The sequence below is a fragment of the Cohnella sp. GCM10012308 genome, from assembly GCF_042649185.1.
Classification (GTDB): domain Bacteria; phylum Bacillota; class Bacilli; order Paenibacillales; family Paenibacillaceae; genus Cohnella.
The window spans coordinates 128792-148928 of the sequence record NZ_JBHRYU010000014.1; the positions used below are offsets into that span (position 1 = coordinate 128792).

Annotated in this window: 22 protein-coding genes; 14 read left to right on the forward strand and 8 right to left on the reverse strand. The window is 45.3% G+C overall.

All coding sequences use genetic code 11. The features are described 5' to 3' along the window. Positions 1-3: 3 nt before the first annotated feature. The 5 genes from ACFOTD_RS16855 (at position 4) to ACFOTD_RS16870 (ending at position 2751) form a co-directional block, all read left to right on the forward strand. The gene (locus tag ACFOTD_RS16855) at positions 4-387 is read left to right on the forward strand and encodes a hypothetical protein (RefSeq protein ID WP_378120744.1); all 384 of its coding nucleotides are present in this window, start codon (positions 4-6) and stop codon (positions 385-387) included. 267 nt (positions 388-654) lie between these two features. After that, positions 655-1389: an NERD domain-containing protein gene (locus ACFOTD_RS16860; protein ID WP_378120746.1), complete on the forward strand. Its 735-nt coding sequence runs from the start codon at positions 655-657 to the stop codon at positions 1387-1389. 311 nt (positions 1390-1700) lie between these two features. Continuing rightward, complete coding sequence (locus ACFOTD_RS34575; protein ID WP_483862635.1) at positions 1701-2000, forward strand: GIY-YIG domain-containing protein; 300 nt, start codon at positions 1701-1703, stop codon at positions 1998-2000. Further along, entirely contained in the window at positions 2000-2458 is a 459-nt protein-coding gene (locus ACFOTD_RS16865; protein WP_378120748.1) for a DUF6884 domain-containing protein, read from the forward strand. Before ACFOTD_RS34575 ends, ACFOTD_RS16865 begins: the two co-directional genes overlap by 1 nt. Next, positions 2449-2751, forward strand: coding sequence for a DUF7662 domain-containing protein (locus ACFOTD_RS16870; protein WP_483862636.1), 303 nt, complete (start codon positions 2449-2451; stop codon positions 2749-2751). The genes ACFOTD_RS16865 and ACFOTD_RS16870 overlap by 10 nt, the downstream gene beginning before the upstream one ends. 157 nt (positions 2752-2908) lie before the next feature. On the opposite strand, the gene ACFOTD_RS16875 is transcribed toward ACFOTD_RS16870, so the two are convergent. Then, positions 2909-4180, reverse strand: coding sequence for a hypothetical protein (locus ACFOTD_RS16875; RefSeq protein ID WP_378120751.1), 1272 nt, complete (start codon positions 4178-4180; stop codon positions 2909-2911). Between the two features lie 252 nt (positions 4181-4432). Beyond that, on the reverse strand, positions 4433-4684 hold the full coding sequence (locus ACFOTD_RS16880; protein ID WP_378120753.1) for a helix-turn-helix domain-containing protein: 252 nt from the start codon (positions 4682-4684) through the stop codon (positions 4433-4435). 382 nt (positions 4685-5066) lie between these two features. On the opposite strand from ACFOTD_RS16880, the gene ACFOTD_RS16885 reads away from it, so the two are divergent. The 5 genes from ACFOTD_RS16885 to ACFOTD_RS16905 all read left to right on the forward strand — a co-directional run bounded on the left by ACFOTD_RS16885 (position 5067) and on the right by ACFOTD_RS16905 (position 10297). Then, positions 5067-5348 (forward strand): hypothetical protein, encoded by a 282-nt coding sequence (locus tag ACFOTD_RS16885; RefSeq protein ID WP_378120754.1) that lies wholly within the window; start codon positions 5067-5069, stop codon positions 5346-5348. Between the two features lie 964 nt (positions 5349-6312). Continuing rightward, complete coding sequence (locus ACFOTD_RS16890) at positions 6313-7071, forward strand: hypothetical protein (protein ID WP_378120756.1); 759 nt, start codon at positions 6313-6315, stop codon at positions 7069-7071. An 82-nt stretch (positions 7072-7153) separates the two neighbouring features. Beyond that, positions 7154-8422, forward strand: a complete 1269-nt coding sequence (locus ACFOTD_RS16895; RefSeq protein WP_378120758.1) for a hypothetical protein — start codon at positions 7154-7156, stop codon at positions 8420-8422. A gap of 405 nt (positions 8423-8827) precedes the next feature. Then, on the forward strand, positions 8828-9796 hold the full coding sequence (locus ACFOTD_RS16900) for a sigma-70 family RNA polymerase sigma factor (protein ID WP_378120760.1): 969 nt from the start codon (positions 8828-8830) through the stop codon (positions 9794-9796). A gap of 75 nt (positions 9797-9871) precedes the next feature. Further along, complete coding sequence (locus ACFOTD_RS16905) at positions 9872-10297, forward strand: SRPBCC family protein (protein ID WP_378120761.1); 426 nt, start codon at positions 9872-9874, stop codon at positions 10295-10297. Between the two features lie 77 nt (positions 10298-10374). On the opposite strand, the gene ACFOTD_RS16910 is transcribed toward ACFOTD_RS16905, so the two are convergent. From ACFOTD_RS16910 to ACFOTD_RS16925, 4 genes are all read right to left on the reverse strand, one after another. After that, positions 10375-10803 (reverse strand): VOC family protein, encoded by a 429-nt coding sequence (locus tag ACFOTD_RS16910; protein ID WP_378120763.1) that lies wholly within the window; start codon positions 10801-10803, stop codon positions 10375-10377. A 153-nt stretch (positions 10804-10956) separates the two neighbouring features. After that, complete coding sequence (locus tag ACFOTD_RS16915; protein WP_378120765.1) at positions 10957-11379, reverse strand: hypothetical protein; 423 nt, start codon at positions 11377-11379, stop codon at positions 10957-10959. A gap of 404 nt (positions 11380-11783) precedes the next feature. Then, a complete protein-coding gene (locus ACFOTD_RS16920; protein ID WP_378120766.1) occupies positions 11784-12209 on the reverse strand; it encodes a PH domain-containing protein in 426 nt (141 codons plus the stop codon). Between the two features lie 124 nt (positions 12210-12333). After that, the gene (locus ACFOTD_RS16925; protein WP_378120768.1) at positions 12334-13224 is read right to left on the reverse strand and encodes a LysR family transcriptional regulator; all 891 of its coding nucleotides are present in this window, start codon (positions 13222-13224) and stop codon (positions 12334-12336) included. A gap of 112 nt (positions 13225-13336) precedes the next feature. Here ACFOTD_RS16925 and ACFOTD_RS16930 point away from each other — a divergent pair, with 112 nt between their 5' ends. Both ACFOTD_RS16930 and ACFOTD_RS16935 read left to right on the forward strand, forming a co-directional pair. Beyond that, a complete protein-coding gene (locus ACFOTD_RS16930; protein WP_378120770.1) occupies positions 13337-14350 on the forward strand; it encodes an alpha/beta fold hydrolase in 1014 nt (337 codons plus the stop codon). 133 nt (positions 14351-14483) lie between these two features. Further along, positions 14484-14612 carry a hypothetical protein gene (locus ACFOTD_RS16935; RefSeq protein WP_378120772.1) on the forward strand — a complete coding sequence of 43 codons (129 nt, stop codon included), beginning with the start codon at positions 14484-14486 and terminating at the stop codon, positions 14610-14612. Between the two features lie 102 nt (positions 14613-14714). On the opposite strand, the gene ACFOTD_RS16940 is transcribed toward ACFOTD_RS16935, so the two are convergent. Together ACFOTD_RS16940 and ACFOTD_RS16945 are read right to left on the reverse strand one after the other, a co-directional pair. After that, complete coding sequence (locus ACFOTD_RS16940; RefSeq protein WP_378120774.1) at positions 14715-15698, reverse strand: aldo/keto reductase; 984 nt, start codon at positions 15696-15698, stop codon at positions 14715-14717. 82 nt (positions 15699-15780) lie between these two features. Beyond that, a complete protein-coding gene (locus tag ACFOTD_RS16945; protein ID WP_378120776.1) occupies positions 15781-16518 on the reverse strand; it encodes a hypothetical protein in 738 nt (245 codons plus the stop codon). A 259-nt stretch (positions 16519-16777) separates the two neighbouring features. On the opposite strand from ACFOTD_RS16945, the gene ACFOTD_RS16950 reads away from it, so the two are divergent. Next, positions 16778-19318 carry a hypothetical protein gene (locus tag ACFOTD_RS16950; protein ID WP_378120778.1) on the forward strand — a complete coding sequence of 847 codons (2541 nt, stop codon included), beginning with the start codon at positions 16778-16780 and terminating at the stop codon, positions 19316-19318. A gap of 32 nt (positions 19319-19350) precedes the next feature. Further along, positions 19351-20136, forward strand: a complete 786-nt coding sequence (locus ACFOTD_RS16955; RefSeq protein ID WP_378120780.1) for a hypothetical protein — start codon at positions 19351-19353, stop codon at positions 20134-20136. Position 20137 lies beyond the last annotated feature (1 nt).

Consider the following 20137-nt stretch of genomic DNA (forward strand, 5'->3'; position numbering starts at 1 on the left):
TGCATGGCACATGGACGATTTTCACTGACCATAGAAGGCGAAGAAAAGTTGTTTAAACTTATGAGCGAGTTGGACTGGAACGAAAAACGACCTGAGGCATTAAAGCTTGCTTATGTCAAAGGATTGACTTTTGATTCTATTCCTCCAAAGAGAGAAGGAAAAAAAACCAAACATGAAGTGGGTAGCGGCGTCCTTGCAAAAGGTGAGGAATATATGCTCTACAAACACATTATGATGGAGAAGCTAGGAGAGCCGCTGGATGAGAGCGGTTTTGACGATTATATGGTTCGTTATATCGAGCAAGGTCTGGATACTATTTGTGAAGAAATTGATTCATTATCCGATTTGGACAACTATTTTTTATATCTCGTGAGCAAACATGTGTAAAGACAGAGCAAAGAGGTGATATTACCTCTTTGCTCTGTTTGTTTAGAATTATTATTCAAATGCCTCCAGCTTATTTTCCTTTATGAAGCTCGAAGTTTTCAAACTACTACACTGGATTTGTATAATATGTTTTGAGGTTTTGAACTGAGAGTTGTAACGGCTGCTGCTATCACAGCTAGTTACAAATATACATTAAAAGAGACACTGAGAATATTAGCAGCAACTTTTTTCGCTAATTCTGAAGGATATCTGAGGAGTTTTATTACAATGATTTATTTTACTATGCTTGTTTTTATCATCCTCATCATAATATCAAAGCCCCCTAAGATCAAAGGCGTAATAGGCGAATTCTCCGTTCGTCGTAAGCTAGGCAAGCTCGATCTCAAAGAATACACCGTCCTTCACGATGTTATGATCCAGCGACCCGACGGGAAGACATCGCAGATCGACCATCTCGTCGTATCGAATTATGGTGTGTTTGTCATTGAGACCAAGAACTACACGGGATGTATCATGGGGAGCGAGAAGTCGGAGTATTGGACGCAAGTGATATACAAACGCAAGGAGAAGCTCTACAATCCGATCCGGCAGAACTACGGACATATTAAGGCGCTGGAAGGTTTTCTGAAGGATGAGACGATACCATTCATATCCATCGTTGCTTTTAGCACGCGTGCGGACCTTAAGCTTGAGCCTATGAGTGCAGAGGTCGTTTACACGACGAGGTTGGTATCAACGATACAGAAGTATAAGACGATCGTGTTGCCCGAGGAGAAGAGGCTAGATATTCATAAGGCACTGTCTACTAAGACTGTTCATACCCGACATGAACGAAAAAAACACGTCGCCGACATCAAAATGAACTTGAAGGAAAAAGAGGCGTTGGTGAGTTCGGGCATCTGTCCGAGATGCAGCGGGAAACTGGTGGAGAGACGCGGAAAGAATGGTGCATTCATTGGCTGTAGCAGCTATCCGAAATGTAGATTTACTAAGACTGGCTAATAAAGGAGTTCTACCGGATGAGCGAGCTTTGCGAGAAGTTGCATAGGCACGTACAGAGCTTATCGCGATATCAATTTTCATTTGAAGAGCAGGCAATCTCCCTAAACGGTATTTTCTCATGTTTGAGAAAGGTGAGCGGGCTCATCAAGTCGATCGCATTGTGCTCGTCGGATCTCATACGGGTGCTGATCAACTTCGCTCGCGTTTAATGCAGCACTTTCTCAAGGAGAAGCAGAAGTCTACTGAATCGCTAGAATGATGATTACCTGAAGATATGGGATCTGGACTTAACCTCCGCTGAGGGAAAGAGAATGTACAATGATCTGGTGGATACCGATTATCAACAGCAAGTGGAAAAGCAGGTCACGCAGTACATGCAACGACATTTTTCGTTCAGTGTGATTGAAATTCCCGAGAAGAAAGAGCGTCTCGAGTTGAAGTCGAAAATAATGTCCACAGTCTCCATTTGTAAGTGGTGTCAGTCATCCGCTAATTGGCTTGGATTATCCTCACCTATAGACAAGATTAGAGAAAGCGGTCTGTGGCAGGTAAATGAATTGTACAAAACGTCGCTATCAGTTGGGGATCTGGGCAGATTGGTGGGTGCTTAATGAAGGATAAGGGGCTTTGCATCATTCCCTGCGGTTCGGCGAAGATCTGGGACCAGGCTCCTCAAGCGGGACCTCAGCATGCGAGGAATGTGTATACTGGCGTCTTGTCAAAAGCATGCAAGCGGTATGCTGAGCGGTTCTTCGATCATTGGGTCATTCTATCAGCCAAGCATGGATTTCTTTTTCCTGATGATATAGTCGAAGCTCCTTATGATGTATCGTTTGTTAAACCGAGCGCGCAGATGATAACGATCGATGCTCTTCTTAAGCAAGCGAAGGACAAATCGTTGTCCGAGTTCTCCGAGATCACTGTATTAGGCGGCCAGCACTACACATCCAGAATCAAGCGAATATTTACAGAGGGGCAGGCACTGCATTTTCCATTGAGCGACTGCAAGGGTATCGGGTATATGCTGCAGCGGCTGTCGAATGCATTGAGGGAGAGGAAATCAAGTTAAATCCCGTAGTTGTTAAACAAGCGAAATTTAGTGACGCTTCCGATACCCCACTCGTAGGAAAGTATCAGAAGCTATATGATTATTTGATTACGTTCGATGATTCGTTGGTGACGCTGAGCATGCATCAAAATGAGGAGATCATCGTCTTTGCGCTACCGGCCTCTGCTACAAATCATCGCGCATGGTGGGCGAACGATATCACACATTCGCAGGCTAAGGCGTGGTTGTTGGCGGATTGGGAAGTTGATGCTGTATTTCTTCCTAAGATCAGTTCAAGAAATTGGCGTGATTAATATAGGCTAATAATTCAAAGAGCTGAGACGCAGAAGTCGTCTCAGCTCTGTTTTAGTTCGTATTCAATTTCAATTAGTTTGAAGAAGTCGGAGGTAACCGCAATACCGCAAGCAGGGCAATCTACGCTGTAAACGAATAAAGGATTAAATTAAAAACTTAATGGTTTGTCACTGCTTCAACTAATTTTTCAAATTCTTCAATTAAAATCTCGTTAATCTCTTGTCTGTTTTTTTCTAATCTTTTTGCCCTAGTGGATTTATTTTCTTCAGAAAAATAAGATGTTAAATCCAATTTGCAATTTTCAGATTCATAATATTCATTAGTGTTTTGTTGAGGTATTGGTATGACTTTCATACTATTGTCGAAAAAACACCCCTTTATGCTGAAGAGTTGCAGTACTTGTTTTAAGCCAATATCATGCGATAGTAAGAAGGGGATAAAAAATTTTCCTTCTCCACCATATCGCATAACTAGTTCCATAGTACGGGGTGTAATAAAGTCCCATGCAATATTATTAATAGTTTCAAAGAGATTTTTAGTATCTCCTTTTTTTTGTATTTTATTAAAAATAATAATATCGCTTTGTTTTTTAAAAAACTTATGTGCAATTATAGATTCTCTATCAAAAAAGGTCCCCATTTTTTGGTCCATAAACTGAAATAAATCGAGCATTTTTTTTGAAGCGTTCCTGTTACTTGAGAAATGTATTGTTAACATACCAATTAAAAATAAAGTCATTTGCTTTTGTATAAATGCGAAACTAAGTAAGTATTCTTTCCCCTGCTCGGTGCAAAAAAGATCAGAAATAACTACTTTTGCTTCTTGTTCAGCTTCTTCGTAAGTAATTGTATAATTTATTCTTCCTTTAGTTCTGAAAAGTTCAGTATCGATGTTTTTAAATAATTGCAGGCTTACTATATTAGTGAAAATAGCTTTGTTCTGTTTAATAAAAGTGATAATATCCCAATTGATGTCTAAGTCTATTTTTTTCGAATTTTCAATGAGATAAAAATTAAAATCATACTGATAATTGTCTCGAAGTAACGTAGCAATAGATTGGAATACTTCGTTTTTCAGGTCGCCTGTATTATTATTAACAAAAAGATGGATATAACTTGCATAATTTGTATCAAACATAATAGAGTAATCAACCGGAATTTCAACATTATTCCGAGTTGAGAACATGTTTTTTAAAATATCATCGTCAACAAAATAAAAATATGGAGATTGGAAATAAGGAATGAAGTCGTTATTATCCAAGTAAAGAGTTTTTACAGCATTTTGAGAGAAAGTGCTCCTCTCATAATTCTCCAGTGTAATAACTGCCTTAGAATTTCTAACTGCACTTCCCATAGTACTCCAAGCCAGCACTATATCAGAGGGGCTTTTGGCTATAGATAAATAATATAAGAAATCTTCAAGTTTCATAGGTTCTCCCTTTCACGAAAAAATTTTTCCTCACTGCATTCTTTCTAGTGTTTTATACAATTTGAAGGCTTAATTCCTAGTCTATATAAGTTCAAATATTTATTCAGTGAGGCTCGCTTTTACCGGCCTCGCTCATGGCAATAGGAAGCGACACGCGTCGCTTCACGGCTTTGCTGATATTTAGTTTATGAAGGGCCAATAGTTTAAGGAAATTACTTTTTTGGTTTCATTATCCAAGCAAAGGTTTTATTTTTATTCTGCATCTTCGCCCAATAACTCACTAACGGAAATATCCAAAGCCCTCGCAATAGCGAGAACTTCATAATCCTGAACAAGCCGGTACTGCCCTTCCAGACGTGACAGACTAGTTGGACTTATATCAAGACCAAAGGTCTGGAGCTTAGCCAGAAACTCCTTTTGCTTTAAACCTTTAGCTGTGCGGACGGCAACCACTTTGGTGCCGATTATGTTTTTATCGCCTGGCGGTTCTTTCCGATGCTTCATCTGATCGCACCTCACATTTAGCCAAATTGTAAGTGAGGTTATGGTTGTTTTAATGCGATAATCGCATTAAAATGAAATAAACCGATTTTCGCAGTAAAGTATTGAAAATGCCCGCATCTTAGAAGAGCACAAAGCGATTAAACACGATGCAGGGAGGGCCAACCATGCTCCACTTACTCCATCAGTATGAGGAGGAAAAGCGAAAGTTAAACGAGCTGGGGCGCCGATCGTTGGAGCAGGGGATACCATTGTACATGAATGAGGCGGTGCAGGCGCAGAGTCGGAAGGTGGACGAGCTGATCGTTCAATTACATAAGAAGAAGGCGGAGCGCAATAAGCGGCTGCGTCCATAATGGATGCAAGGAAGGGGAGGCGTATGGAAGTGCCGGACTGGTTTCGGAATGCCATGCAGCAGCGGCTTGACGAGATTATTTCCCACAGCGATGTAGGAATGGAGCTGCGGCAAGCACGCGATGAGGAGCAGGAGGCATTCGCATCGTTGTACGGCGGTATGGATGCGATACAGTTTACCAAGTACATGGCTTGGGAAGACAGGCATCTGTACAGGCGAGCGCTGGAGAATGAGCGTCTGTATATGGAGGGCGTGAAGGATGGAGCTCGGTTGGCTGCGGCGCTGATGGCTGATCGTTCGGAAGAAGAGTAATGACACTGATTTTTTCATACTTTCGTTAATTCGTCGGTTACACTGACTAATAATCAGTTTGAGGAAATCGTGGGTTCCGACATGGTGGGTAAACGCAATCACGTATTCGCAAGCTAAGGCTTGTTTGCTGGTAGATTGAGAAGTTGATGATGTACTTTTTCCTAAAAGATTACGTTAAAAATAAGTGAAGTTGATAATAGGCGATATATTACATAGAGCTGAGACGCATAAGTCATCAGCTCTGTTCTAGTTGTAAGTCAAGCATGAGCGGATATCAAGGTGGAAGTCTCGAACGGGTTGCTAAGGAATATCTTGTAGACCGATGCGGAGCTTCGCATATCGGGTTTAGCTTTAGCACGGCAACATTAGACTAATATTCATGGATGTTGGTACGAACGTTCCTTTGATACAAATTTTTTACATGTAAGCAACGTTTTTGTATTTTTTGGTTGTCTTCTATATTGATGGCTCATCATTTGTGATAATTACTTCATTTTCTGCCTTGCACCAATCGCATCTAAAAGATGGGAAGGTCGTACTCGTGTGACGTTTACCCTTCCATTTCACTTCAAGTAAGTGGAAGACTACTGCGCAAGATCCTAGAAGTAATGATCCCCACTAATTAATGGGAGGTTCTTTGATGGCGCAATTATTCCACGGGATGTCAAGCATGCACTTTTAAATTAACATATAATTAAAAAATTGTAATATTGTGGTTTGTGATATATAATGTTCTTGTAATTAGAAAAAATAAAATTTGTTTCATAATTGGTTTTCTTTTAACAGGTACAGATTGACATGATTAATATAAACGTATATCAACAGGCTTTGGCGAGCGTGTGTTAACACTTTTGGTGTAGTATATTTGCATTTTTATCTTTTTGAGATTGACGAGTTACTTTTTAATGTGTTTGAATAGCTGGCCAGCTTTCAAAATAAAAACCAATTTGAAAGGGTGTTACGTTTGAAGAAGACAAAAAGAATTCTAAGTCTTTTCCTGGCATTAGCAATGCTTTCTTCTTTTGTTACTGTTGCAAGTGCTGAAGAAAATACATCTGAAACTAAAGAAAATGTAGCCTCTGGCGTAATCGTTTTAACTCCTGAAGAAAACGAAAACTATTTTAATAGTCTCTCCGAAGAGGAGCGGGCGAAAATAAATGAAAAAATCCGCAGTGCTGAGGAAGTTACAGAAGAATATGATGCACAATCTCTCTTGTCGAGAGCAGCAGCAACTAAGATCTCAATACCAGGTACTTTCACTATGTATCAGCAAACACAAACTTATTATTGTTCTCCAGCAGTTTCAAAGAGTATCGTGCAATATCTTTCGGGAACATCTGATAGTCAGTCTACGATCGCGACTGCATTAGGAACCACAACTAGTGGCACAGATCCTACAACGATTCCGGCATACTTAAATAGCAAGCAAAGTACAGTTCATTATATTTATACTTCAAGCCCAAGCCAAACAACTCTGCTCAATAACTTGTATTACGATGTTGTAACTATGCAATCGCCTAGTTCGGTGGGGATTGTAAATTCTACTGGAGCTAATTGGCACTATTCAACAAGTGGTCACAATTTGGCCGTTAACGCAATTTATGATGACAAGTCAAAAGTACAATTCGCCGATCCACTAGGCGGAACACAATCGGGGTGGGCATATTATTATGAAAAAACATCATCCGTTGCTAGTTCTGTTACAATTTGCGTGATCTGGTAAAAGTATAACAATCAAGAGGTGTTTGTTTAAGCAAACACCTCTTGATTGCATTTGATAGCTCTTACGAAAAGGAAGGGTTTGTTTGAAAAAATTAATCGTAATGCTTGGATTGGCTTTTATTATGATTCTATGTAGTTGTAATGGCAATTCTAAAAACGAAAAAATAAATGAATCTAAACAAACAGCAATTTCTCCTAGTACTGCACGCACCACAGGTTCTTCTATTTCCAATGAAGAAGTCTCTATTTATGACATCAATAATAAAGAGATTGGAAAAATTGAACGTTATGGAATTTTAGTTCTTACAGATGACAGCATTATTTATAATAAGATTCCGACCGGGTCTGTTGACTCAATAACTGATATGGATTACTATCGCTACATTTTTAAAACAAAAGAAAATATAAAATTGGGTACAGTTAAGAATTGGTCTTACGAAGCTAAGTATGATACGACAGTCATTGGTAACTCTTTATACATGTATGTTACAACTGGTGAAATTTCGGATATTAAAAATAGAACGCTTTATCTTTATAAAGTGGACTTATCCAATAATTCGATGTCAGTTGTTTTTTCTGAAAGAGGGGGATTTCCTTACAATACGATGACTGCTGTGGGCAATAAACTGTTATTGGTTAGAGTAGTCGCAACCGGCGGTTCTGTGTTAGAAGAATATAATTCAGAAACGAACAAGAGAAAGCTATTAAAGAAATTTGATTTTGATGACAGAGCAAATACAGGAGAAGCTATCCGGCAGATAACATCTGACGAAAATACAATTTCATTATTACGCTTGAAAATAGAATCAGGCGGTAAAATACGGATGTATCTAGATGTATATGACCATAATATGATTTTTCTGCGATCTGTCGATGTTTCTAAGATTCCATCTAATTCTATCGACTCGCCCGAGAATGAATTACGTCAAGGTGTATCCAATTTTGTCGTTTCGAACGATTATATATACTATGCGAATTTTAGCATCACTAGATTTATGGGGAAAATTACAAATAACTCTCTGCATCCTATTATGAATGTTGATCCAGAATTTGAAATGGCTTCAGAATCTGCAAAAAGCAAATTTTCGGGTTTGTTTTATCAATCGTTCAACAAGAGCAATGACCTATATCTACTGAGTTACACAGACGGCACGCTGAAAAGAACAACGTTTAATGTTGATGACGAAAGGTATTATATCATCAACATTTCGAGAAATACGAAAAATAATCTCTTAATTACAATGAGATATAAAAACCCCGACACAGGAGAGGGACTTGCGCCAAGATTATACTATGTTAATTTGTCAGATTTGGATTTTAAGAGGTTCATACCTTCGGTACTTGAGAAGTAAAACACTTTATAACCTGTCATTTTCGACGGGTTATTTACATTCTAAGGCCCTACTCTTCAGCCAAACACTTATAATTGGCAAGGTCTATGGACATCAGCATTATTGACTCCATAACAGTCAAGTTAAATCTTGGAGGAAAAGCGAAAGTTAAACGAGCTGGGGCGCCGGCCGTTGGAGCAGGGGATACTGTTGTACATGAATAAGGCGGTGCAGGCGCAGAGTTGGAAGGTGGACGAGCTGATGGTTTAATTACATAAGAAGAAGGCGGAGCGCAATAAGCGGCTGCCTCAATAATGGATGCAAGAAAAGGCTTCAAGCTCCCGCCTACAAATTCAATTGAGCCTCTCCGCCCCCTTGAATTATACTGAAGGTAGCCCTTCGGGGAGATCGTTAAGGGAGGCCGCGATGAACCAGACGATGAACGAGACTGCATTTGACGAACCTTTATTTGCAAGCTTGAAGCCGGGCTTAACGTCGTTCTGTTACCGGATGCTGGGCTCGATGGACGATGCGGACGATGCCGTTCAGGAGACGAGTATTCGGGTCTGGCAGGGCGGGAGCACGTTCAGACAGGAATCTTCGTTCAAAACCTGGGTCTATCGGATTGCATCTAACCTGTGCTTGGACAAGCTGAGGCAATCCAAGCGCCGCGCGCTTCCCGTTGACTTGTTCGATCCGGCCGTCGCGATCGTCGAGCCGCGCGAGACGCATCCGGACGCGTCCTGGATCTGGCCGTCTCCCGACTTTGGGGGCAATCCGGAGGATCGGCTCGTGCGCAGAGATACGCTTCAGCTGTGCTTCATCGCGCTCCTGCAGACTTTGCCTCCGAGGCAGCGTGCGGTTCTCATTTTAAAGGATGTATTTGAATGGTCGTCCAAGCAGATCGCGGAGACGCTTGCGATGTCGCCCGCAGCGGTGAACAGCGCCTTGCAGCGAGCCCGGGAGACGATGGGACGTGCGGAGCTTCGCTCGGATGAGCTCAGCAGCATGGACGTTCAGCCGGAGCAGGAGCTGCTGTCCCGGTATGTGGAGGCCTTCGAGCAATTCGATATCAACGCGCTCGTCGCGTTGTTCCACGAGGAAGGCTGCATGTCGATGCCGCCCTTCGAGATGTGGATTCGCGGCAAGGACGATTTGTCCGCCTTCTATTCGCTTACGCGCTGGCATTGCGAGGGCTCGCGGTTTGTGCCCGTTACGGTGAATGGCGGTTATCCGGCGTTGGCCCAGTATATGCCGGGCAAGGAGGACGCCGACCTGGTGCCCTGGGGCATTCACGTCATCGAGACCAAAGAGGATCAAATCCTGCACGTTCAAAATTTCATCAACGCCGAATTATTTACGCGATTTGGTCTGCCTGAGCGACTCGACCGATGAATTTCGTAATTGGCTTACGTCTATATGATTGAGAACAACCAAACGACGAATATCATGAGAGAGGTGTCCATTTAAATGGAAACGAATCAACCGACGAAAGTAACCGTGCAAGCCGTCATTCAAGCCCCTGTCGAGAAGGTGTGGCGCTATTGGTCCGAGCCGGAGCACCTCACGAAGTGGAACCAAGCGTCCGAAGACTGGCACGCGCCGAGAGCCGAAAACGATCTGCGGGTCGGCGGCAAGTTTTCGACACGGATGGAAGCGAAGGATGGCAGTATGGGCTTTGATTTTGGCGGCGTCTATGATGTCGTGGATCTGCATGAGGCGATCTCCTACACGATCGGAGACGGGAGACGCGTGGATATTACGTTCGTCGATCAAGGCGATACGACGAAGGTCGTTGAAACGTTCGACGCGGAAAGCACCAACCCCGTCGAGTTCCAGCAAGCAGGCTGGCAAGCGATTATGGACAACTTCAAAGCCTATACCGAGCAAAACTAATCGGTTGGTAGCGGATTAATAAAGACGCCGGGCCTACGCGCCCAGCGTCTTCTTTAAGTCTTCATTTAACGTAATGACTATTCGTCTGACTGTCCTTGAGCCGCATCCGCGTTCATGTAGTTGATCGCCCACAGATGGCCGTCCAAGTCCACGAAGCCCCAATGATACATAAACCCATGATCCTCAGGTTCAGCGTGCAGCTTCCCGCCCAGGGAGACCGCGGCATTCACGATTTCATCGACCTTTTCCCGGCTCTCGAAGGCCAAGGCGATCGTCATCTGAGCGTACTTGCTCGTATCGACGATTTCCCTCTCCGTGAGCGTCGTAAAGAATGCTTGGTTGATCAGCATGACCTGCAGGTTGTCGCCGATTATAATGGCTACCGAAGTCTCGTTATCGGGGTATTGCGGGTTGAGCGCAAATCCGATTCCGGTGAAGAAATCCTTGGATTGCTCTACGCTTTTTACTGGCAGGTTGAAGCTCGTGAATGTGGACGTTAATGCCATTTCGAACACCCCATCGTTAAATGAATTTGGTTGTCGTTGAGTCTTTATTAATTTAGACGACGGCCGATTCAGAAATTCATCGGTCTAGTTGCGCGGGAAGATCGAATTTCAAAAATAATTTGGAATAAATGAAGATTTGGGCATAACGCATGATTATAATGATTTGAATCGAATCGTGTAGACCACTGTTTGCATGATCGATTCATCCACATCGTTGCTTAAAAAATAAAAGCCGTAGGCACGTTCTTGTTCTTTAATTGTCACATACCCTCTCGTCTCCTTGTACGCCCAATCGGGATCCTGTTCCGCAGCGGGCTTCGTATGCGTTAATTGAATTTTGTACGCGTGCACGTTCATACCAGAAATGGACGTTATCCCTTCTACTTCCCGAAAGTCGCTTTGCTCGGAATGGTTTGGCTTCATGTCCTTCCTAGTCATTGCATCAAACCAGCCTAATAATTCGGTTTGACCGATTTCTTGATCTCCCTTTTTAAAGATTAGAAGGTCGGATGACGAGCTCTTTTCGCATCTCCAACCCTCGGGAATGGCAGCCTTGAAGGAAGAGGATTCAATCATTTGATATCCTTGAGGCAGTGTGAAAGGTGCTTGGTGCGCTTCTGCAAGTGTAGGAGATGGAGAGGGCTTACTTGGCTGCGAAGTATCGAGTTATCGTCCCAATCTCGAAGCAATAGGATCGTGTCGTTGACCTTGATTCCATAAGGATCTGCCGCCGCTGCCGCAGGGCTGCTTGTCTCCGATTGCTGAGGGAGCGCGGCAGGGGGATTGGCTTGTTGATCAGGCGATGCGTACAGCCTAACTTTCCAGTACAATCGAGGTTGCAAGTTTGCGGATGCAGAAGGTCCTATACAACGCTACCCATTTTCATATCATGGGAAAGGATCGTGCGTCGCAGAAATAATAAGGCTCAGGATCCGTCCGGAACCTAAGCCCTTTGGTGTTGTCCGTGGCCGAGCCAAGCGTCAACCGTTCAAACGCTTATTATTGGCCAGGGCGATGGACATCAAGGTCGTGTAGATCGGCTTGGCATTGAATTTTTTGCCGAATTCGAACTTGTACGACGAGACGGAAATGTTGTTGCTCTTGTGGTAAGGGGAGGTAATGTAGTGGATCGTCACTTCGCAGTCGTCGAATCCGGTGCCCGCCGTCTCCATCGTCACCTCGTAGATCGCGTCCAGATGGATCGACACGACCCTCGTTTTGCTGCCGGTCACGCCTTGATGATCGATCAGAATCAGACGTTCTTCCGTGAACACAAAGGCATCCCGAATCAGCTTGAAGCCGGTTTGGATCGTCTCGTTCGGCGTTAGAAAAGAACCGTATTTCTCCTGCAGCTCCTGAACCGTCACTTCCGAATAGTTGTTGAACAGTCCGCCGAAAAGACCCATAAACGATAACCACCTTAAGGATGAGATAGATACCCCTTTCGGCACAAGCCAGCCAAAACCCTCCTTGGCTGGTAAATCATTCATACTTACAAAAAAGCAAACATCCAAATCGTCCATGCGGGCGCTACGCTCTTGGCGCAATCTCCCTTGCTGCCTCTATAAAACCCGTCATGATCGGCGACAGCCATTTGTCTTTATGCCACAGCAGCTGCGTATGCACGCGCAAATCCGGAATCCGCCAGGGAAGCGCGACGAGCTCGCCCCGCTCGACTTCGGTTTTCGTCACAATCTCCGGTAAAAAGGCGATGCCGATGCCCGAGATCGCGCATTGTTTGATCGCTTCGGCGCTTTGAAACTCCAAGTTGGTAATGCTATCGATGCCCTCTCTCTCGAATGACCGGTCGAACATAGTGCGATAGGGGCAGCCCTTTTCATTCGTCAGGAACACTTCTCCGTGAAAATCGTCCAGCTGCAGATCGGTCCGTGTCGCGAGCGGATGGTCCGGCGCGGCAAACAGGCGGAACGTCTCTTCGAGCAGCGGTTCGACTGCAAGTCCGCTCGAGCGAACGGGTTCGTCCAATATAAAGACCACATCGGCGGTTCCATCGAAGAGTGCCTGCTTGAGCGCTAGATTCGGCACGGATCGGAAGATCAGGCGAACGCCCGGATATTTCGTACGAAACCGCCGAAAGACGGCCGGAAGCCGGTAGGCGCAAACCACTTCATTGGCGCTGACCGTCAGGGTGCCGGTTAGTTGTTCACGGTTATGAACGGCGCTGCGCGCTTCGTCCAATTTGTCGAGAACGTCGTGAACATGCGTTAAAAAGCGTTTGCCCTCCGTCGTAAGAACGAGCTGCTTGCCCAAGCGATCGAAGAGACGAACGCCAAGCTCATCCTCCAATGCCTTCATCTGCATCGTAACGTTGGAGGGGACGTAGTTCAGCGCTTCCGCGGCCCGACTGAAATTCAAGGTAGATGCGACCGTTCGGAATGTATTCAGCTGGCGCAATTCCATCGTACGATCCCCCTTTTAATTTCAATAATACTGAATATAACTTTGAAATGTATTCACTTTTATTGATCGTATCACGGTTCTATACTAACGACAAGAAGGGAGCGAGCTTACGATGGATTACGACATTTTTGATTTGGGTGACGTCACTTTGCAATCGGGCGCGACGCTGCCGAGCGCGTTTCTTGCTTATAAGACGTATGGCCGATTGAACGAACAGAAAGATAATGCCATCGTCTATCCCACTGCTTTTGGCGACCAGCATGTTCAGAATGAGTGGCTGATTGGAGAGGGCATGGCGCTGGATCCGCAGAAATACTTCATTATCGTTCCCAATCTGCTGGGCAACGGACTATCCTCTTCACCCAGCAACACGCCTGCGCCATTCGACAGAGCCAACTTTCCGCAGGTCACCGTCTATGACAACGTTCGATTCCAGCATCGGCTCGTGACGGAGAAGTTTGGCATCCCAAAGATCGCGCTCGTCGTCGGATGGTCCTTGGGCGGCATTCAAGCGTTCCAGTGGGGGGCGAGTTATCCGGATATGGTGGAGCGAATTGCGCCGATCGCCGGGATGGCCAAGACTTGGCCCCAGACGTACCTGGTCCTGGAGGGGGTAAAAGCGCCGCTATTGGCTGCCGTACGCTTCGATTCAAGCCAGCTCAACCGGTTGACTGCCGCCGACATGCGTGCCGTTGGCCGTGTGTATGCGGGATGGGGGTTATCGCAGGCGTTTTACAGAGCGGGGCTTTATCGGGAAATGGGATTCGACTCTGTGGCGGATTTTATGGCCGGCGTCTGGGAAGACAGCTTTATGAAAATGGATCCGCACAATGTGCTGGCTATGCTATGGACGGGCATACATGCAGATATTAGCGCGAACCCGGCCTACGAGGGGGATTTCGACAAGGCGCTGAGGAGCATTACGGCACTTGCCTGCGTGATGCCAGGGAGCACGGATCTCTTCTGTCCGGCGGACGATAACCGATACGAGGTCGAGCGTATGCCGCATGCCGTTTTTACGCCGATCGAGTCGATCTGGGGCCATTTTGCCGGTCGCGGCATCAACAGGGCCGATAATCAGTTTATTGATGACAACCTCAAACACCTGTTGGCGCTTCATCCTTGACACGGCGGAACGAAGACAGAGCTGAAACGTATATCGTTTCGGCTCTGTTTTTCGTTTAAGGATAACCGCTATCTCCTGTCAGGTGAAATGAAGCGACTGCACTGCCGATGAATCTGAGAGGGAGGTGTGGAGAATGGCCGTCGTATTGTTTATTTTAATTCTTGTCTTCGGTGTCCCGGTTATCGGCAAGATGAATAAAAAAATCGCTCATTTAGAGGAGAGGGTCAGAGAGCTAGAGGGACTCAATAACCTAAATAAATAAGCGAAGGCGATATTCGTATCGAACGTCGTTGTGCCTAAAATGAATGCAGCGGATCCCCTAAATGGCGGAACCGCTGCTGATGGAGCGCCTATACCATCTCGCTTAATAAGCGCCTCGAATATGCTCGCTCACTTGCTCCCGGTAAAACTGTCGCAACCGCTCGTGCTCTTCCGCGCTAAACGGCTTCGTAGCGAGCACCCCGAGGTTGTCCTCGACCTGGCGCACGTTCTTGAACCCCGGAATCACGCAGGTAATTTCCTTGAAGTCCAGCAGCCAGCGGAGCGATGCGCGCGTCATGTTGTCGCGGCCTTCGGCGATCCAGCCGAGCTGCGACGCGAGCTCTACGCCTTTGGCGAAGGGGAGGCCCGCGAACGTCTCGCCGACGTTAAAGGCTTCGCCATTCTGGTTGAAATTGCGATGGTCTTCGGGCTCAAAGGAAGTATCCGCCTTGAACTTGCCGGTCAGCAGACCGCTGGCGAGCGGCAGCCGGACGAGCAGGCCGACACCGCGTTCGGCCGCGCGGGGGAGGAGCTCCGCGATCGGTTTCTGCCGGAAGATGTTAAAAATAATCTGCAGCGCCTGCACGCCCGACTTTTCCAGACAGAACAAGCCCTCCTCCACGGTCTCGACGCTGACGCCGTAGGCGCGGATCTTGCCTTCCTGCTGCAGCTTGTCCAGCACCTCGAACACGGCGCCCTGCTTCAGGATCTCGAACGGCGCGCAGTGGATCTGGTACAGATCGATCGTATCGCGTTCCAGACGCTTCAGGCTATCCTCGCACCACTGGCGCACCTGCCGCTCCGAGTAGGTCTGCGGGTCGTGGATATCGCCCTGCCGGCAGAACTTCGTGGCAACATGGATCTTGTCCGTCTTGCCCTTGGTGGCGCGTGCGAGCAGACGCTCGCTCTTGCCGTCGCCGTACACGTCGGCTGTATCGAAGAAGTTGACGCCTTCGTTCATCGCCTTGTCCAAGGCGCGGAGCGACTCCGCGTCGTTCGTCTGCCCCCATGAACCTCCGATCGCCCACGTACCGAAGCTGACTTCGCTCACCTGCAAACCCGTTTTGCCCAGCGGCCGTAAGTTCATAGCCCATCCTCCGTTGTCAGTACGTGAATTTTCGTCAAACGTATTGTAGCAGACGGATGTTGAATGCGCTATCATGCCTCCGTTACATCAATCCCGCCGCCTTCTTGATCCGCGTTCGCTCGCTGACAATGACCGACTTCATCGCTTCGGTCCCATAGGCGCCTGCCGTGAAGGCGTTCGCGTTCTCGTAGTAGACCATCCGGAACGAGGTTCCATCCTGTAGATGAACCCTGAGGAAGATGCCGTATTCGGGCTTGTTGTCCTTGTAGATTTTATCGTAACCGACCAGCGTCAGTTGCGTTAGATCTCTGGCGAAGACGGCTGACGCTTCCGGCGTGAAGTCGCCGATCGGACTGCCATCCATGCCGCTCTCCAGGCTGACCTTTGCGGTTTTTCCGTCGATGTCCCACAGGTCACCGATCGTTTTCGCATGCGGATTGCTATGGGCCTCGTATACTTTACCGTCCGCTATGACGCGGTACGACGGTTTATAGCCGTTCATGGCATAGATCGGCGTGCCGATCGGCAGGTAGGCGGCATCGCCGTTTTTCGACTTATGGTCCGTGCATGCATGGTCGTTCAACATATACGATACGTCGCCGATCTTTTCGCCTTGTTTTCCTTCGGAGACGCCCTTCGTGCCTTCGGAATTGGACGTATACCTGACATCGCCCAGCATAAGAAAGTCGACCCATTCGATCTCTCCAAGGCAATTTCCCCTGAGGGCTCCGGCAAGACCATTCTTAAATCCGCAGCCGGACGCGGACAGCATCGTTGCCAGTATGAGAATGGCGATGGCCAGCCTTGTTATGATCCGCATCGTTTTTCACCTCTGAAATTTTTTACCTTACGCATCTTATTAAATTTTAGTTTTCGTAGTTTGTCATTGGATTTCAAAACCAAATATTACTGATAATATAACATTTATAACAAAGTATAAAAAATACACTTTTTGTTATTTATGTATTTCATCGAAATTCGACTTTTTTATACAAAATAACAAAAAATCTCTGATCGCTAAAAATTTAATTTTCGATTATTTTATACAAGTCTGTAAACAAAAATAAGGTGGGGAAAAGATGAGGTTTAGTACGAAATCATTCATTATTTTGATCCTGGCAATTGTAATAACAATGGGACTATCCGGTACAGGCTGGGGAATGTCGATTAGAAGTGTGGCTGCAGAAGGACAATCCTCTGCCTCGATGATGAACATTTTCGGGGATCCGGCAATTGCAAGCAAGCTGCCGAAAGATACTTCTGGACAAGCAGGAGTACAGAAACCAACTAGCATAACCTCTGCCGCTAATAATGATATGGGGAATTCAGAGATCAGTAGCAAAAAATCGTTAATTGGGGATCTCAACAGAGATGACAAAGAAGATATCAGCAAACGTACCCGTACATCGCGTACCTTTATAAGGCCGGACGGCAGCAAGCGTGTAGACGAATCGCGCTATTCGGTTAACTACTTTTCTGGTAAAGCGTGGTTGCCAATTGATACAAATATAAAAGCAGACTCATCAATGGCCGGCTTTAGTTACAGTATGCTTGCTAACCAGTTCAAGGTTCGTCTCAACCATGGTAGTGGAAAAGCGGCCATTTCCTTCTCTTTGGGAGATGAGTCCGTTACGTACAAACCTCTTGGTATGAAAGATAGTTCAGGTACTGTCCAAGGAGATTCGATTACCTTCAAAAATGCTTGGACGAACGCTAATCTTATTTATCAGGTACAAGAAGACGAGTTAAAGATGGAAATTCACTTGTTAAACGAAAAAGCGCCGAAGTCATTCAGTTTTGAAATGCAGACTAAGGGCGTAACCTACCGTGTAAACGAGGATCAGTCCATAGACTTCTTAAATGCTTCTGATGTCCCCGTATTTAAAATTCCTTCCTTTTGGGTGCAAGATTCCTCAAGCCCTGATCGTCGCTACGACAAACTCAAGATAAACATAGCGGAAGGCAAAGGAAAGTCGATAATCCAACTGAACTTAGACACTGAAGGACTGCAGTATCCAATCGTCATTGACCCTTCCACTGCTGCAATTTATGACGTGATTAGCAGCGGGGGCAGCTATCATTTGTATGACAATGGGGGGAGACTTTCGCAGGTCGCGTCCTCTCTGGGAACCATTGACTACCAATACGACATTAAAGGGAACCTGATACGCAAGTCTAAGACCAACAACTTATTCGTAAATGGCAGCTTCGAATTGAACACGGGGACGAGTGGCATGGCAGATGGTTGGAACCCCATTTATCTTGTGCCGCAAACTGTCAGTACGCCTGTGTCGGGTGGAATTAAGTCACAAAAACTTACTGCAAGCGGTGTTATGAATGGGTACTACGTCGGCATGTCCCAACGAATTAGGGTAGACGGCGGAAAGGCTTTTATATCAAATGCCAGCCTAAATATCGAATCTCTCTCTAATGCCAACGTGTATTTGTATATGGACTTCATGAGCAGTCAGAACTACTGGGTAGGCAATAGTAGCGAGAGTTATTCGGGAACCACCAACGGTAAATTTATAACTTTGACAACAACCGGCACCGTCCCGGCAACTGCAACCTATGCTGACGTCTATATTATGATATTGGCTAATGCAAACTACGGTTCTTCTACACTTTACGTTGATATGATGAATTTTCGTTATGACACGGAACCTAATTTGCTTTCTAACCCGGGATTTGAGGCTTACAGTGGCTTGGCCGGTATGGCTGACGCTTGGAGTAAAACGATCGGCGGGACAACGCCTAGTATACAAGTTGCAAACCAATCGGTTAACGAAGGATTTCGATCTCATAAAATAAGCGATACTACAATTGCATCGGGAGGCTACGCAGGAATATCTCAAAACGTAAAAATGAAGCCTAATTCGACTTATAACTTAACTGGCATATTTACGAATACATCACTTACGAATGCCAAGGCACAGCTCTATATTGATTTCTTAAATAATCAGCATCAGTATATTGGCTCAAATGTTTCGGAAAGTACACTGCTTACATCGAATGTGACCTTGTCTCTCAGTGGTACGACGCCTACTAATACAGCTTATGCGGTGGTTTATGTGCTGTTGCGTTCTACAGCGGCAAATGGTGCAGGAACGATTTATGTAGATTTGATGAATCTGAAGTACTCTGCGGCTCCAAATAAGTTGGCAAATAGCGGATTTGAACTTTCAACTGGCAACAAGCAAATTGCTGATGGCTGGGGTGGGTTTGCGCAGCAATATGAGCTCATAACTTCGCCTGTAAATAGTGGTACAAAAGCGCAGAAAATAGCAGGATCAAATTTGTCGAGCGGAACAATGAATTATATTTTCCAATCTATCAAAGTAAACGCTGGTGCTTCATACTCAACCAGCGTGAATGTAAATGTTCAAAGCCTTTCCAATGCTAACATACGCTTTCAAATCAACTTTTTTAATGCTCAAAATCAGATCGTCGGCGTACAGTCCTTTCCTTACAGCACGATAAACAATGCCTATACACAAATCTACATGAATAACTTTACAGTTCCCGCCAATGCTGTATTTGCAAATGTAATTGTTATGATCGAAGCGACCGCTGCAAACGGAAGCGGCACAATATATGTCGATGATATTGCTTTTAACTGAAGTTTCTAATTTAAATTATTGGAGGTTATGAAATGCGAAAAATGAAAAGAAATCACTGGTTAATTCCAATTGTTATTTTGTCGTTGTTCGTTAGTATTGCTTGGCCTGCACTGGCGGCAGATAACACAATTCGGGATACCATGAGTGATATTGCAGGGCAATTCAGCAAGAGCAATGCGGTGCAGGGAATGGTGCCGCCGCTGGAGCAGCAAGAAATCAAAATGGATATCTCTATTCCAGAAAGTGTCTATGCAACTGGAGACAAACTTTTGGAAATTAAAAATGTCTCCGCTGAAAATCGAAAACACCGCCTTATAAAAAAAGATCGATTTAACTATCAGCAAAAAGACGTCGAAGAATTGGTACTTGCAGGCGTGCCAATGGAGGACATCTACATGTCCGATCAATTAGGCAATCAGTGGAATGTAAATCCACGAGAATTATTAAAGCGCAAGCAAGAGGGTCAAATGGATTGGGCGCAGGTAGCCTCAGAGTTGAGCGCGGATACGATAAACAAGCTTCAAAAGAAGCTCAAACAGAATCCTGCACTGGCAAAAAAGTTTGCAAAGATGAATATTAGTCCCGCTGAGCAGTTGGAGATTGCAGATAAAATGGATACACAAAAAGCTAATTTTGAAGATATCCTATCGGACTTTGCAAAGCAGGGATTGCTAGAGAAGGATGATCTAAATATGTTGGAATCAGATGGTGTAACTAGCGATTCAATTGAGGAATCGGCTGCTGACACAACGTCTTCCAATTCTATAGATGGAATTGAGGAAAGTAACACATTGAAGAACGGCGAGGGAGACCAATAAA